The sequence below is a fragment of the Sorangium sp. So ce1153 genome (assembly GCF_051521595.1).
Taxonomy (GTDB): Bacteria; Myxococcota_A; Polyangia; order Polyangiales; family Polyangiaceae; genus Sorangium.
The window spans coordinates 5,832,516-5,847,156 of record NZ_CP150361.1; the positions used below are offsets into that span (position 1 = coordinate 5,832,516).

Consider the following 14,641-nt stretch of genomic DNA (forward strand, 5'->3'; position numbering starts at 1 on the left):
CGCGGCGCGGGCGCGTGCAGGACGTCCGGAGCGCGACGGGGGCGGGCGCGCCCTCGACGAGCGCCGGGCCGTCCGCGTCCGAGGACTCGGCCAGTTCGGCGCGACCCGCGGCGCGCTCCGGGGCACGCGTGCAACCAGCGGGTGTCCACACAGTCAACTCCGGGTTGACGGCGCCACGCGAGCGCCGGCACACGCTGTCTGGGGATCTCCGCCGCGCCGCGGGCCCCCCCGGCGTCAGGCGACGGCGCGGGGCCACGCTGCTGCCGATTCTGGAGGTACACCTCGAGCCAGGCCGAGCGGCCGGGGCGAGAGGCCGCGGAGGGCGCCTCGCGAGAGCGGGTGTGGACCACCCACGGCCTGGCTCACGGATTGCAGAACCTTGCTTCATTGGCCGAGCGGCTGACGTCGGTGCTCGCGCCGTGGGCTGCCGCCCGCGCTCCGGGGCGTCACCGCGCCGTTCCACGCTCATCGATGACATGTCCAGGGGGGACCGATATGGACAGGAAGGTCGTCTCGTTCATCGCGCTCGCTGGCCTGCTGGGGACCCTCATCACCTTCGGCGCCCTCTTCCTGCTGTACCGCCCCGCGCCCGCGGAGGGCGCGAGCGCGAGGCAACCGGCCGGCACGACGAGCGCCGGCGCGGAGCGCTGAAGAAGGCCGGGGTGGCCGTCCACGCGCCGGACAAGGGGTCATTTCGCAGGCAGGTCCAGCCCATGTACGACCGCCTCGTGGGCACCGAGATGAGCAAGCTCGTCCAGCGCATCCAGCAGGTCGAGTGACGGACCTTCAGGCGCGCAGGGGAGGGCCTCTGCTCGACAAGGCGGCGCGCGCCCCGAGGCCCCTCGCCGCCCGCGCGCGCCCGGGGACCGGAAGAGGCTTCGGCGTGACCCCGACCACGACGTCGGCGATCGTCGGCGGTTGATCCCCTGAGAAGCTCCTTGATCAGCCATACCGCGGTCGCCGGGAACATCTCGGCGGCCGCGCTGCTTCTGGCGTGCAACAGCTGAGAAATCCCCTCATTTGCATTCATTTTCAGCGGAGAAATTGAACAGGGAGGCGGGGAGACAGGGAGTATTGAGATTTTTTTCTCCCCGCCTCCCCGCCTCCCCGCCTCCCTGTGAATTTCCCGAAGAAATTTGAGGGGATGATTCAGGTGCGTCATCCATCGTCAGGCCGTGAACGACGCCCTCGACGCTGGCGCCTCCCGCCGAGCGCCGCCGGAGGAGCCCCGCTCCGGCGCTCCTTTACACGCCTCCTCAGCTCACCCGCTCATCGAGGCCGCGCCACCCGCGCGCGACGGCGCCGGGCCACCCGCGCGTAAACTTCGGTTGTCGCCCGTGTCAACCCGGGGTTTACGGCGTCTCCGGCGAAACTACGACTCGTCCACGGTGAGCGCGCCAGGGCGTCGTCGGGTCGCCCTCGGAGGAAGTCGTGCGCTCGGGTCGGATCCAGGGCGATCTCGGCCGTGAACGACGCACGATCGAGATAGCGCCGCCGGCACGCCGCGTCGCGCGTGGCCCCGCGATGGCTCCGTGCGTGCCTGGCTCGTCGCTTGCAGTCAGCCGCAATCCAGCGAGTCGAGCGTCGACGCTGCAAGCGCGCGAACGGCCGGGCGGGCCGCAGGCAGCGCTGTCGCGTCTCGCTCGCCTCGACGACAGCCCCGCTGCTCGCGCCGGCGCAGCTCCAACCATCCACGAGATCGGCTCACCCTTGAACTCCATCGTCAATCCCTGTTGCCACCCTGGGCATGATGTTCCCCGCGGTCCGCGGCGCGGCGCGTGCTCCACAGGCGGCGCGTCCGTGTCGTCCACCCGCTTCGCGGCCGAGAGAAGCTGGGCGAGCGCGCGCAACCTGGTCTGTGCCCTGCTCGGCGCCGCCCTCTGCGCGTCTCCAGCGATCGCGAACGGGCAGCCCGCTCCCGCGACGCCGTCGCCGGGCCCGGCGCCCGCCGACGCGGCGGCCCCGGCGACGCCCGCCGCGGCGGAGCCCGCGAAGGACGCGGCTCAGGACGTCGGCGCCGCGAACGCGGGGACCGTCGAGATCCCGGCCGCGGCCGTCGCCCCCTCCCAGCAGCCGGTACAGAAGGAAGAGCCCTCGACGCCGCCGCCGCCGGCCGAGAGCGGGTTCTTCTTCGGCGGCGTCGGCCGCGCCGTGGCGGCCACGGACGGAGAGCTGGGGCCGGGGCGCGACGCCGATATCGTCTGGAGAGGCTCGCGCCTCGACGAGTCCACGTTCGTCCAGCTGGACCTGGAGCGGCAGGATTACTGGGAGTCCACCGGCGCCACCACGCGCGTCGCCGTTCGCCTCGTCGTGGACGCCCCCGTCCTCCATTACAACAACGCGCGGCCGTGGAACATCAACATGTCGCTGCGCAACGCCTTCGTCGAGGAGCGCGATCTCGGCGCGAAGGGGCTGTCCGTGTGGATCGGCTCGCGCCTGTACCGCGGTGACAACTCCGAGCTGCTCGACTTCTGGCCGCTCGACTGGCTGAACACGCTGGGCGGCGGAGTCCGCTACGATCTGCCCTCGAAGCGCACGTACTTCGCGGCGCACGCCGGCGTCAACCGGCCGCTGACGCCGTATTACCTGCAGTCGGTGGATCGCGCGCCGGCGCTCAACCAGCCCGGCATGACGACCGTCAACCTCCTCGACCGCCAGCGGCTCATCACGAGCTTCAAGGCGAGCCACACCGTCCCTGTCGGGGAGAAAGGGGGCGTGAAGGGCGTGCTGTACGGCGAGGTGCACCAGATGCCGTCGGGCACGCGCGAGACGGCGGAGGCCGGCGTGTACGAGCGCCTGCCGCGCGACTCCGGGTACGTGATCGGCGCGCAGGTCAGCCCGTTCACCGGCGTGAACAACGGGCACCTGCACCTCTTCCTTCGCTACGCGGGGGACCTCGCGGCGCACGGCGAGTTCGGCTCGCCCTCCCAGCCGGCGCCGGACGGCACCGCGACCGGCGCGCACGAGCTCATGTTCACCATGAGCGCCAACTACGAGACGGGGCCGCTCGGACTGATGGCCTCGGGGTACGTGCGCTCGTTCCGCAACGCCAGCGAGACCTTCGATTTCGCCGACCTGGACGAGGGCATCCTCGTCGTGCGGCCACACTATTACCTGGCCGACTGGGGGGGCATCGCCGTCGAGGGCTCGTACCAGGCGCAGCGGCGCGGGAGGGTCCCGCCGCCGGCCGATCCCGCGGCGCCGGGCGCGCACCCCGCCGCGAGCCACCACAGCGGGAGCATGGTGCGCTTCGGGCTCGTGCCGTTCCTGAACGCGGCGGGCAAGGGCGACTTCAAGCGCCCGCAGTTCCGCTTCATCTGGCTCGTGAGCCGGCGCGACGAGGGCGCGAGGGCGCTCTATCCGCAGGACGACGTGTTCAGCCAGCGCACGTGGGAGCATTTCATCGGCCTGAACGTCGAGTGGAACATCAAGGCGAGCCCGGCTTTCTGACGGAGAACCGCAGCTCCGAGCCCCGCGCGAGCGCGCCGCTGCCCCCCTCCGGGCGACTGGCACCCTCGCGCGCGCAGGACAGGCTGCGGGCGGGCTGCGCCGGCGGACGCGCGTGAGACTCCAGAAAACTCGTTGATTCCCAGCAGGAGAAAGAAGGTCTCGAAGCGATGAAGCCAGTCAATCCTCAACATGTCGTGATCGGCGCAACAGCGCCGCACAGGAGGCGAAGGCGCGCCTTGACGCCGGCCGGCCATCACTCGAATGTCGCGGCGCCCGGGCGCTCGACTCGATGCGTCTGGCGCCTGGCCGCGCGCCGCGCGCGGGAAGAGCGGGAAGAACGAGCGTTCGGGGTGATCAACCTACATGCCGGGCTCGGCCAGCGCGGCTCCGGGCCAGCGCCGAGCCTCGGATAGCCATTGCGGGAGCGGGCCAGCTCCACGCAGGTCGAAGTGAGGAGGATAGCTTCATGGTGATGAAATCGGAGTCCACGACGGGCATCGGGGACATGCCCTCGGAGGTGCCGCGCGCTGCGGGCGCCGACGCCGCGCCGCAGGGGGCGCAGATCGCCGCCGGCATCGGGCGTTATCGCTGGGTGATCTGCGCCCTCTTGTTCACGGCCGCGACGATCAACTATGTCGACCGGCAGGTTCTCGGCGTCCTCAAGACGACGCTGCAGAAGGACCTCGGGTACAACGACATCGACTACGGCAACATCGTCACGTCGTTCCAGGCCGCCTACGCCATCGGGATGCTGACGATGGGCCGCCTCATGGATCGCATCGGGACGCGGCGCGGGTTCTCGTTCGCCGTCGGGTTCTGGAGCCTGGCGGCGGCGGCGCACGCGCTCGTGGGCAGCGCCGGCGGGCTCTCCGCGGCGCGGTTCGCGCTCGGCATCGGCGAGGCCGGGATGTTCCCGGGCGCCCTCAAGACGATCGCGGAGTGGTTCCCGAAGAAGGAGCGCGCGCTCGCGACCGGGCTGTTCAACTCCGGCACCAACATCGGCGCGATCGTGTGCCCGCTCGTGGTGCCGTGGATCGCGGTGACCTGGGGCTGGCGCGCGGCCTTCGCGCTGACCGGCGCGATCGGCGCGCTGTGGATCGTCGCCTGGATGATCCTCTATCGCCCCCTCGCGGAGAACCCGCGCGTCACGCCGGCGGAGCGGGCCTACATCACGAGCGAGCCGTCGCCGGCGCCCGGCAAGATCGGCTGGCTGACCCTCATCCCGCACCGCCAGACCTGGGCGTTCGCGATCGGCAAGTTCATGACCGATCCGTTCTGGTGGCTCTACCTGTTCTGGGTCCCCGACTTCCTGAACCGAAAGCACGGCCTGAACCTGCTCCAGATCGGTCCTCCGCTCGTCACGATTTACCTGCTCTCCGACGTGGGCAGCATCGCCGGTGGCTGGTTCTCCTCGATGCTGATGCGTCGCGGCTGGACGGCGAACGCGGCGCGCAAGACCGCCATGCTCGTGTGCGCGCTCGGCGTGGCGCCCGTCTTCCTCGCGACGCGCACCGACTCGCTGTGGGTCGCCGTGCTCCTCCTGGGCCTCGCCACCGCCGCGCATCAGGGCTTCTCGGCGAACCTGTTCACGCTCACGACGGACATGTTCCCGTCGCAGGCGGTGGGCTCGGCCGTCGGCTTCGGCGGCATGGCCGGCGCCATCGGAGGCATGCTGATCGCGCAGATCGCCGGCCGCGTCCTGCAGTACACCGGGAGCTACTCGATCCTGTTCATCATGGCGGCGTCGGCCTACCTCCTGGCGCTCACCTTCATCCACCTGCTCGTGCCGCGGCTCGAGGCCGCGAAGTTGAATCGAGGGAGCGCAGTACAATGACAAGCAATCCGTTTCGCCTGGACGGCAAGGTCGCGCTCGTCACTGGCTCGGAGCGGGGCATCGGCGCCGCCATCGCGACAGCGCTAGCGGCCGCCGGGGCAGACATCGCCTGTCACGGCAAGGACGGGCCGGGCGAGACCACGATCGCGGAGATCCAGAAGCTCGGTCGGCGCGCCATCGGGATCACCGCGGATCTCTCGGATCGCGCGGCGCACCCGGAGCTCATCCGGAGGACGAAGGCCGAGCTCGGTCGCATCGACATCCTGGTGAACAACGCGGGGCTCATCCGGAGGGCGCCGGCCGTCGAGTACTCGGACGAGGACTGGGACCTCCTGATCGAGGTCAACCTGACTTCAGCGTTCCGCCTGTCGCGGCTCGCCGGCAAGGAGATGCTCGATCAAGGGTCGGGCAGGATCATCAACATCGCGTCGCTGCTCGCCTTCCAGGGCGGGATCCTGGTGCCGGCGTACGCGGCGTCCAAGGGCGGGATCGCGCAGCTGACCAAGGCCCTCGCGAACGAGTGGGCGGCGAAGGGCGTCAACGTGAACGCGATCGCCCCAGGCTACATCGCGACGGACAACACGGCCGCGCTCAGGGCGGACGAGACGCGGAGCCGGCAGATCCTGGAGCGTATCCCGGCGGGGCGCTGGGGCGAGGCCAGCGACATCGCGGGCGCGGCGCTGTTCCTGAGCTCGGACGCGAGCAAGTACATCCACGGCCACGTGCTGGTCGTCGACGGCGGATGGATGAGTCGTTGAGGAGTTGAACATGCAGATACGTAGTGCAAAAGGCTGCCAGTGGGACCAGGTGAGCCTCGGCGAGGTGATGCTGCGCCTCGACCCCGGTGAGCGCCGCATCCACACGACGCGGACGTTCGACGCCAGCGAGGGCGGCGGTGAGTACAACGTGGCGCGCGGGCTCCGCCGCTGCTTCGGGCTCCGGACCGCCGTCGTCACGGCGCTCGCGGACAACCCTGTCGGGCGGCTGATCGAGGACCTCATGCTCCAGGGCGGCGTCGACACGTCGTACCTGCGCTGGGTCAATTACGACGGCGTTGGCCGCGAGGCGCGCAACGGCCTCAACTTCACCGAGCGCGGCTTCGGCCCCCGCGGGGCCGTCGGCTGCTCTGACCGCGGCCACAGCGCGGCGTCGCGGCTGAAGCCCGGCGACGTCCCGTGGAAGGCCATCTTCGGCGAGCGGGGCGCGCGCTGGTTCCACACCGGCGGCATCTTCTGCGCCCTGTCGGAGACCACCGCCGGCGTGGCGCGCGAGGCCATGGAGGTCGCGCGCGAGCACGACGTGCGGATCTCCTACGACCTCAACTACCGGCCCTCGCTGTGGAAGAACTTCGGCGGGCAAGAGCGGGCGCGCGAGGTCAATCGCGCCCTCATGCCGTACGTCGACTGCCTCTTCGGCAACGAGGAGGACTTCGTCGCGGCGCTCGGCTTCGAGGTGTCCGGCGTGGACAGCAGCTACAGCAAGCTCGACACGAGCGGGTTCCGCCGGATGATCTCCGACGTCGTCTCGGCGTACCCCAACATCTCGGTCGTGGCCACGAGCCTCAGGACGGCGAGGAGCGCGAGCGTGAACGGCTGGGGCGGCATCCTGTACTGCAAGGGCGAGTTCTACGAGGTCGCGCAGCGGGACGTCGAGATCCTCGATCGCGTCGGAGGGGGCGACTCGTTCGCCTCGGGGATCATCTATGGGCTCCTCTCGGAGCAGGGCCCGCAGTGGGCGCTCGAGTGCGGCGTCGCGCACGGGGCGCTGGCGATGTCGACGCCGGGCGACACCTCGATGGCGTCGCTCGGCGAGGTGCGGCGGGCGATGAGCGGGGCCAGCGCGAGGATCGAGCGATGAACAGGGAGCAGGTCGTCCGCTGGATCGAGGAGATCGGCATCGTCCCTGTGGTGCGCGCGTCGAGCGGCGCGCTCGCCGTGCGGGCCGGGCGCGCGCTGCGCGCCGGCGGGATCGAGGTCCTCGAGATCACGATGACGGTGCCGGACGCGCTCGGCGTCATGCACGAGATCGCCTCGAAGATGGGGAGCCACGTCCTCGTCGGCGCGGGCACGGTGCTCACCGCGGACGCGGCGCGCGGGTGCATCGAGGCCGGCGCCCAGTTCATCGTGAGCCCGGGGCTGAACCTCGAGGTCATCCGCGTCGCGCAAGAGCTCGGGAAGGCGGTCTTCCCGGGGGCGCTCACCCCGACCGAGGTGATCACCGCGTGGAACGCCGGCGCCGACGCGGTGAAGGTGTTCCCGTGCTCCGCGATGGGCGGCGCGAAGTACCTGCGCGCGCTGCGGGGGCCGCTCCCGCACGTGAAGATGCTGCCGACCGGCGGGGTCAACCTCACCACGGCGCGGGACTTCATCGAGGCCGGCGCCGTGGCGCTCGGGGTCGGCGGCGAGCTCGTCGACGCCGCCGCGCTCGAGGCAGGCCAGGACGAGGTCCTCACGGAGCGCGCGCGTGAGTACCTGTCCGTGATCAGGGCCGCGCGGGCAGGGCTCAAGAAGAGCGCACAGGCGTAGTCGTCCCGAGGAGCCAGAAGAAGCATGATCCACGAACAGAAGAAGGATGTCCCGAGCCTCGTGCGCGTGTCTCCCCAGGAGGCCGCGTTCTTCTCGCCGGAGCCGGGGCTCAAGCGGCGCATCCTCGCCCACAACCCGAACATGATGCTCGTCGAGCACCACATGGAGCTCGGCTGGGCCGGCGCGCGCCACAGCCACCCGCACGATCAGCTGGTCTACGTCATCTCCGGACACCTCAAGTTCTCGTGCGGAGATGAGCAGTTCGAGGCGCGCGCCGGGGACAGCTTCGTGGTCCGCGGGGGCGTCGAGCACCAGGCCTGGGCGTTCGAGCCGTCCGTCGTGCTCGACGTGTTCACGCCGGCGCGCGAGGACTACAAGCCCTGACCGCAGGGCAACGCCAGCCTCTCCATTTCATCATCCACATGTGACTTCTTATCGGCGGTCCCTGCGACCGACGCAGCGGACCCGTGCGACCGAGGAACCTATGAAACGCAGAACGTTCGCGATGTCGATTCTCTTGCCCGTCGTTCTGGCCGCCTGCGGCGGGGACAGCGAGCCGGGGCCCGGTCCCGGCCCCGGCCCGGACGTGCCGCCCGAGATGGTGCCGTATCACGAGGCGATGAAGCGCGCGGCCACCTTCATGAGCGAGAAGGTCGCGTACATGGGCGGTTACGTGTGGAGCTACCTCCCCGATCTCTCGCGGAGCTGGGGCGAGATGGAGGCGAAGCGCACGATGCTGTGGGTGCAGCCGCCCGGCACGCCGTCGATGGGCCACGCCTACCTGGACGCCTACCACGCGACCGGCGACGAGCTCTTCTACAAGGCCGCCGAGCAGGTCGCCCTGGCCCTGATCAAGGCCCAGCACGAGGCCGGCGGCTGGAACTACATCTACGACTTCGACGGCGAGGAGTCGCTCAAGGACTGGTACGACACCATCGGCAAGAACGGCTGGCGGCTCGAGGAGTTCCACCACTACTACGGCAACGCGACGTTCGACGACGCTGGCACCGCCGTGGCCTCGCAGCTCCTCCTGCGCATGTACCTCGAGAAGAAGGACGAGCGGTTCCGCGAGCCGCTCTACAAGGCGATCAGCTTTGTCACCACGGCCCAGTACGAGGGGGGCGGCTGGCCGCAGCGCTTCCCGCTGATGAGCAGGGAGGAGGGCGTGCCCGACTACACGAGCCTCATCACCTTCAACGACGACGTGGCCGGGGAGAACATCAAGTTCCTGATCATGTGCCGCATGGCGCTGGGCGAGACCGATCTGCTCGATAACATCACGCGCGCCATGGACAACTTCGTGGCCCTGCAGCAGCCCGCGCCGCAGCCCGCGTGGGGCCTGCAGTTCACGCTCGACGGTGAGCCGGTGGGCGCGCGCACGTACGAGCCCACGGCGCTGACCACGCACACGACGGCCAACAACATCCAGCAGCTGCTCAACTTCTACAAGCTGACCGGGGACGAGAAATACATCGCTCGCGTGCCCGAGGCGCTGGACTGGCTGGAGAAGGTCAAGTTCACCCCGGAGCTCATCGAGCTCTTCCCGGATCGCACGCACCCCACGTACATCGAGATCGGGACCGACATTCCGCTCTACGTCCACCGGCGCGGCTCGAACGTCGTCAACGGCGAGTATTACTTCGACAAGGACCCCGCGAAGCCCATCGGCCACTACGGACAGGCGCGCAAGCTCGATATCGCCGCCATGCGCGCGCGCTACGACGAGCTGAAGGCCAAGTCGGCCGAGGAGCTGACGGCGGGCTCGCCCCTCACGGTCACCGGGCAGGCGGCGCTGCCGAAGTACTTCTCGCTGCGCGAGGTGACGCTCGACGATCTCTACGTCGGCAGCACGATGGCGACCACGGCGGTGACCGAGGCCGACGCGCAGAAGGTCGCCAGCGAGCTCAACGAAGAGGGGTACTGGCCGGTCAAGCTCACGTACATCACCAACCCTTACACGGAGCCGGGCACCGCCGAGCCTTATCTCGAGGACACCTACGCCACGACGCACGTCGGCGACTTCAACGACACCTCGCCCTTCGAGCCGAGCAAGGCGCCGGCGACGTACCCGCCCCAGGAGGCGCCGACGGGCATCACCGTGGAGAGCTTCATCAAGAACATGGGCGTCCTGATCGCCCACGTCGCGCCCGTGCAGTGAGCGCCCCACGACGGCCGCCTTCGCCCCGAATTCGCTGGTGCTGTGTTGCCCTGGTTTGTTCCTGATCGGATGAGAGAATGAACCACAGAGGCACAGAGGGCACAGAGGGGAGAGAGCAAAGATCAACGTTCTCTCTCTTTCCCTCCCTCTCCTCTGTGTCCTCTGTGCCTCTGTGGTTCGATTCATTCTCTTTTCATGGAACAGGAACGAGCCTGGGAGGTGCGGCGCTGACCCCAGCCACGGAGACATCAAAATGCGCTCTTTCATCTTTGCCGCGCTCGGCGCCGGCCTCCTGCTCGCATCGGCCGCTTGCGGCGGCGCTGATGGTCCCGACGGCCAACCCGATGGCCATGCCGGCGGGACCGGGGGCGCGGGCGCCGGCTTCGGGGTAGGGGGCGGCCAGCCGGCCACCACCGCAGGACAGGGCGGCTCCGCGGCCACCACAGGGCCGGGCGGCGCGACGACCAGCACCGCCGGGCCGGGCGGCTCGACGGCCGCCTCGTCCGGCGCCGCCGGGACCGGGGGCGCCGGGGGCATGGATCCGCTGCCGTCCGGGGACGACCTCTACGTCGCTCCCGACGGCTCGGACGACAACCCCGGAACCCTCGACGCGCCGACGACGCTCTACAAGGCCGTCACCCTGGTGCGGCCCGGTCAGACCATCTACCTGCGAGGGGGCGAGTACCTCTACGTCCCGACGGTGGAGATCGCCTTCGGGAACGACGGGACGCCGGAGCAGATGAAGCGCGTGTTCGCCTACCCCGGCGAGAAGCCCGTGCTCGAGTTCAAGGACCAGTATTACAAGAAGGGGGACCCGGCCAGCCCCCGCGGCGTCGAGCTGCACGGCAGCTACTGGCACGTGAAGGGCCTCGAGATCGCCAACGCCGGCGACAACGGCCTCTTCATCTCCGGACACCACAACGTCGTCGAGCGCTGCGTCTTTCACAACAACCGGGACTCGGGCCTGCAGCTCGGCGGCCGGCTGGGTGAGCTGGACACCCCGGTCGAGGAGTGGCCCTCGTACAACAAGATCATCAACTGCGACTCGTACAACAACTTCGACCCGCCCGACGGCGGCGACGCCGACGGCTTCGCCCCCAAGCTCAATGTAGGCGACGGGAACGAGTTCCACGGCTGTCGCGCCTGGAACAACTCCGATGACGGCTGGGACATGTTCAACCGCAACGGCAAGCCGCTGAAGCCCGTCCTCCTCGACCAGTGCTGGGCCTTCGACAACGGGTACCAGGAAGGGGGGTACATGAGCACGCCCCCGCCGGTGCCGTACATGGGCAACGGGAACGGCTTCAAGATGGGCGGGGGCAACGGCCTCGCGTCCGACCACGTGATCACGCGCTCGGTCGCGTTCGGCAACAAGGTCCGCGGCTTCGACGAGAACAACAACGTCGGCAACATCACCGTGAAGAACTGCACGGGGTGGCTGAACGGGTCCATGAACTTCGCCTTCGGGGAGGGCGGATACCACACGTTCATCAACAACATCTCGCACCGGAGGAAGTCCGGCGACGAGCCGGTCGGCACGCTGACCTCGAACGCCTTCGAGGGCGCCACCGACGCCGACTTCCTCAGCTTCGATCGCGCGCTGGCAAAGGCCCCGCGCAACCCCGACGGCAGCCTCCCCGCCACCGATTTCCTGAGGCTCGCCCCGACGAGCCAGTTCGTCGACGCGGGATCGACCGAGGGGCCCGCGTTCCCCTATTCCGGCGCCGCGCCCGACCTCGGCGCCTTCGAGGTCGAGTGAGGCTCACCGCAGGCGCCCTCGCGCGGGGGACGCGCCACGTCCAGCACCGGAGTCAGGAGACCGTCATGCGGCATGGGAAGTCGAATCGGTTCAATTCATCGATGGCAGCCCTCGTCGTGCTCGCCTGCGCTGGCGGCTGCGGCGCGGCAGCCGACGACAACGAGAGCACCGGCGCGAGCGGCACGACCGGAGCGAGCGGCACGACCGGAGCGAGCGGCACGACCGGCGCGAGCGGCACGACCGGCAGCGGCGCCGGGGGAAGCGGGTCGGCGACGAGCGGCGCCGGCGCGACCGGCAGCGGCGCCGGGGCGGGCGGCGCGGGCGCCGGAGGCGGCGGCGAGCAGGGCGCGGGCGGCGCCGGCGCCGGCGCAGGCTCCGGCGGCGGGACCGGCGGCTGCCCGACCAGCGCGCCGAGCGGCTGGGCGGGCGAGAGCGGCCACGGCGTGGCGACGACGACGGGCGGCCTCGGCGGGATGACCGTCACGGCGACCACCACCGAGCAGCTCGTCGAGTACGCCGAGAGCCCCGACCCGCTGATCATCCAGATCTCCGGGGACATCGACATCAGCGGCGTGGACATCGACGTCGCGTCGAACAAGACGCTCGTCGGCGCGGACCCCGGCGCGACGCTCCGGGGCCGCCTCCAGGTCCGGGGGAAGTCGATCGACGCGCCGATCCAGAACGTCATCATCCAGAACCTCAAGATCGACGCGAGCTCGACCACCGACGACGGCATCCAGATCCACTTCGCCCACCACGTGTGGGTCGATCACGTGGAGATCTGGGACGCGCTGGACGGCAACCTCGACGTGGTCCACGGCTCGGACCTGGTGACCGTCTCGTGGTGCAAGTTCCACTACACGAGCAACGCGCCGGATCCCGCGCACCGCTTCTCGAACCTCGTCGGCCACAGCGACAACAACAGCGACGAGGACACGGGCCGGCTCCGCGTCTCGTTTCACCATAACTGGTGGGCCGACGGGGTGACGGAGCGGATGCCGCGCGTCCGGTTCGGCGAGGTCCACGTCTTCAACAATTACTATTCTGCGACCGGCAACAACTACGCCGTTGGAGGCGGCCTCCAGGCCAGGCTCCGGGTCGAGAACAACTACTTCGACGGGGTGAAGGATCCGCACGTCTTCTACGAAGGCGAGCCGACCGCGCAGATCGTGGCGAGCGGAAATGCCTACATCGGCGCGTCGGACACCACCCGGAAGGAAGCAGGGCAGGGGAGCGCGTTCACCCCGCCGTACACCGTCGCGCTCGACGCGGCCGACGCGTCGCTCAAAGACGTCGTCACGCGGTGCGCTGGCCCGCGCTGACCATCGCACCTCGTACATGCCGTGTCGCGCGAGCGCGTGGTCAACGGCGCACGGCGCGCGCGCTGGCACCGCGTGTGCTTGAGGAGCCTGGGACCACGCGCAATCCCGGTGACTCGACGCCAGCGGCGCGGCGCCGGCACGCGGTGGTGCAAGGAGTGGAAGCATGAGATTGCTTACGGTTGCCGTGTCGGTGCTGAGCGTGGCTGTCGTCGGGCTCGTCGGGTGCGGCAGCAGCCCGAGCGACGGCGGCGAGGGTGAAGGGGCGAGCTCCGGCAGCCCGTCGGGCGGCTCCTCCGGCCAGGGGGGCTCGCCGGACATCGGCGGCGTACCCGGCGGGCCCGGAGCGAGCGGCACGGCGGGCAGCGGCTCCCCGACGGGCGGCGCGTGCGCCACCCAGACGGCGGAGGCCTCCCTTCAGCCCGTGTACCTCGCGTTCGCTTTCGACGTGTCGGGCAGCATGGGCAAGGGCGACAAGGAGTGGCACGACAAGTCGCTCAAGTGGGATCCCGTCGTCGCGGCGACCAAGCAGTTCTTCGCGGACCCCGGGTCCGAGGGGCTCACGGCGTCGCTCACGTTCTTCCCCGCCGACGACGACAAGTGCACGGCCGAGATCTACGCGACGCCCGACGTGCCGCTCACGCCGCTGCCCTCGCCGGCGTTCGGCGCGGCGATCGACGCGATCGAGCCGACGACCTCGAGCGACTGGCGCGGCGGCACGCCGACCGCGTGGGTGATGCGGGGCACGAGCTCGTTCATCGAGGCGCAGCGCCCGCAGAGCCCCGGGAAGTACGCGATCGTGCTCGTGACGGACGGCTACCCGCAGGGCTGTGACGAGGCGTCCGACACGATCGACGCCGTCGTGGCCGACGCCCGGGCGTCGCTCGCGAGCAACACCCCGACCTACGTGATCGGGGTCGAGAACCCGCCGATTGACGGCGCGCCGGACACCCTCGACGACCTGCACAAGATCGCCGCCGCGGGCGGCACGGAGGCCGCCGTGCTCATCGACACAGGCGATCCCTCGCAGACGACGGCCGCGTTCAAGGCGGCCGTCGACCGGATCCGCAGCGCCTCGGTCTCGTGCACGATGGCGATCCCGCTCCCGCCCGACGGGAGCAGCTTCGACAAGGAGAAGGTCCGCGTGCTCTACTCGAGCGGCGCGAACGCGACCACGGAGCTCCGCTACGACCAGACCTGCGCGACCGAGGACGCCTGGCGCTACGACGAGCCCGCGAGCCCGACGCAGATCGTGCTCTGCGCGAGCTCGTGCTCGACCGTCCAGGCGGACGTGGCGGCGACGCTGAGCGTCGACTTCACCTGCGAGAGCGTGATCGAGGTCCCGCTGTGAGCCGATGTCGCCGCGCCTGCGCCGGGCGCGGCGAGCCCGGTTCACGTGCCGCGCGCTTCCGGTCGGGACGTGTGTCAACCGCGGGTTGACGCGGTGGACACCCGCGGTTGCTCCTCGACGGCCGACCGCTCGACCGCCCATCCATCGCGCGGCCAGCAGCGCCGCGGGTAGCCACCGCGCGCCCGCCGCGCTGCCCGACGCCGCTCGACGCGCGCTGGCGTGCGCCTCTTCGCCGCGCGCCGGCG

The 14,641-nt window shown here is 70.2% G+C and carries 11 protein-coding genes; all 11 read left to right on the plus strand.

The features are described from left to right. The first annotated feature begins 495 nt into the window (after positions 1 to 495). The 11 genes from WME85_RS20730 (at position 496) to WME85_RS20780 (ending at position 14,396) form a co-directional block, all read left to right on the plus strand. Positions 496 to 651, plus strand: coding sequence for a hypothetical protein (locus tag WME85_RS20730; RefSeq protein ID WP_437840433.1), 156 nt, complete (start codon positions 496 to 498; stop codon positions 649 to 651). Between the two features lie 1,149 nt (positions 652 to 1,800). After that, positions 1,801 to 3,450, plus strand: coding sequence for a carbohydrate porin (locus WME85_RS20735; RefSeq protein ID WP_437840434.1), 1,650 nt, complete (start codon positions 1,801 to 1,803; stop codon positions 3,448 to 3,450). Between the two features lie 505 nt (positions 3,451 to 3,955). Continuing rightward, positions 3,956 to 5,284 carry an MFS transporter gene (locus tag WME85_RS20740; RefSeq protein ID WP_437842336.1) on the plus strand — a complete coding sequence of 443 codons (1,329 nt, stop codon included), beginning with the start codon at positions 3,956 to 3,958 and terminating at the stop codon, positions 5,282 to 5,284. After that, on the plus strand, positions 5,281 to 6,042 hold the full coding sequence (kduD, locus tag WME85_RS20745; RefSeq protein ID WP_437840435.1) for a 2-dehydro-3-deoxy-D-gluconate 5-dehydrogenase KduD: 762 nt from the start codon (positions 5,281 to 5,283) through the stop codon (positions 6,040 to 6,042). Before WME85_RS20740 ends, kduD begins: the two co-directional genes overlap by 4 nt. Before the next feature lie 10 nt (positions 6,043 to 6,052). After that, positions 6,053 to 7,141: a PfkB family carbohydrate kinase gene (locus tag WME85_RS20750; RefSeq protein ID WP_437840436.1), complete on the plus strand. Its 1,089-nt coding sequence runs from the start codon at positions 6,053 to 6,055 to the stop codon at positions 7,139 to 7,141. Further along, positions 7,138 to 7,809, plus strand: a complete 672-nt coding sequence (locus tag WME85_RS20755) for a bifunctional 4-hydroxy-2-oxoglutarate aldolase/2-dehydro-3-deoxy-phosphogluconate aldolase (RefSeq protein ID WP_437840437.1) — start codon at positions 7,138 to 7,140, stop codon at positions 7,807 to 7,809. Before WME85_RS20750 ends, WME85_RS20755 begins: the two co-directional genes overlap by 4 nt. A 24-nt stretch (positions 7,810 to 7,833) precedes the next feature. Then, positions 7,834 to 8,193 carry a cupin domain-containing protein gene (locus tag WME85_RS20760; protein WP_437840438.1) on the plus strand — a complete coding sequence of 120 codons (360 nt, stop codon included), beginning with the start codon at positions 7,834 to 7,836 and terminating at the stop codon, positions 8,191 to 8,193. Between the two features lie 100 nt (positions 8,194 to 8,293). Further along, a complete protein-coding gene (locus WME85_RS20765; protein ID WP_437840439.1) occupies positions 8,294 to 9,967 on the plus strand; it encodes a pectate lyase in 1,674 nt (557 codons plus the stop codon). A 253-nt stretch (positions 9,968 to 10,220) separates the two neighbouring features. After that, on the plus strand, positions 10,221 to 11,726 hold the full coding sequence (locus tag WME85_RS20770; RefSeq protein ID WP_437840440.1) for a right-handed parallel beta-helix repeat-containing protein: 1,506 nt from the start codon (positions 10,221 to 10,223) through the stop codon (positions 11,724 to 11,726). A gap of 101 nt (positions 11,727 to 11,827) precedes the next feature. Then, on the plus strand, positions 11,828 to 13,048 hold the full coding sequence (locus tag WME85_RS20775; protein ID WP_437840441.1) for a pectate lyase family protein: 1,221 nt from the start codon (positions 11,828 to 11,830) through the stop codon (positions 13,046 to 13,048). Between the two features lie 163 nt (positions 13,049 to 13,211). Beyond that, positions 13,212 to 14,396, plus strand: a complete 1,185-nt coding sequence (locus tag WME85_RS20780; protein ID WP_437840442.1) for a vWA domain-containing protein — start codon at positions 13,212 to 13,214, stop codon at positions 14,394 to 14,396. Positions 14,397 to 14,641 lie beyond the last annotated feature (245 nt).

Coding starts and splice junctions, on each gene's coding strand:
- WME85_RS20730 (WP_437840433.1), top strand. CDS start 496: ATGGACAGGAAGGTCGTCTCGTTCATCGCGCTCGCTGGCCTGCTGGGG.
- WME85_RS20740 (WP_437842336.1), top strand. CDS start 3,956: ATGCCCTCGGAGGTGCCGCGCGCTGCGGGCGCCGACGCCGCGCCGCAG.
- kduD (WP_437840435.1), top strand. CDS start 5,281: ATGACAAGCAATCCGTTTCGCCTGGACGGCAAGGTCGCGCTCGTCACT.
- WME85_RS20750 (WP_437840436.1), top strand. CDS start 6,053: ATGCAGATACGTAGTGCAAAAGGCTGCCAGTGGGACCAGGTGAGCCTC.
- WME85_RS20755 (WP_437840437.1), top strand. CDS start 7,138: ATGAACAGGGAGCAGGTCGTCCGCTGGATCGAGGAGATCGGCATCGTC.
- WME85_RS20760 (WP_437840438.1), top strand. CDS start 7,834: ATGATCCACGAACAGAAGAAGGATGTCCCGAGCCTCGTGCGCGTGTCT.
- WME85_RS20765 (WP_437840439.1), top strand. CDS start 8,294: ATGAAACGCAGAACGTTCGCGATGTCGATTCTCTTGCCCGTCGTTCTG.
- WME85_RS20770 (WP_437840440.1), top strand. CDS start 10,221: ATGCGCTCTTTCATCTTTGCCGCGCTCGGCGCCGGCCTCCTGCTCGCA.
- WME85_RS20775 (WP_437840441.1), top strand. CDS start 11,828: ATGGCAGCCCTCGTCGTGCTCGCCTGCGCTGGCGGCTGCGGCGCGGCA.
- WME85_RS20780 (WP_437840442.1), top strand. CDS start 13,212: ATGAGATTGCTTACGGTTGCCGTGTCGGTGCTGAGCGTGGCTGTCGTC.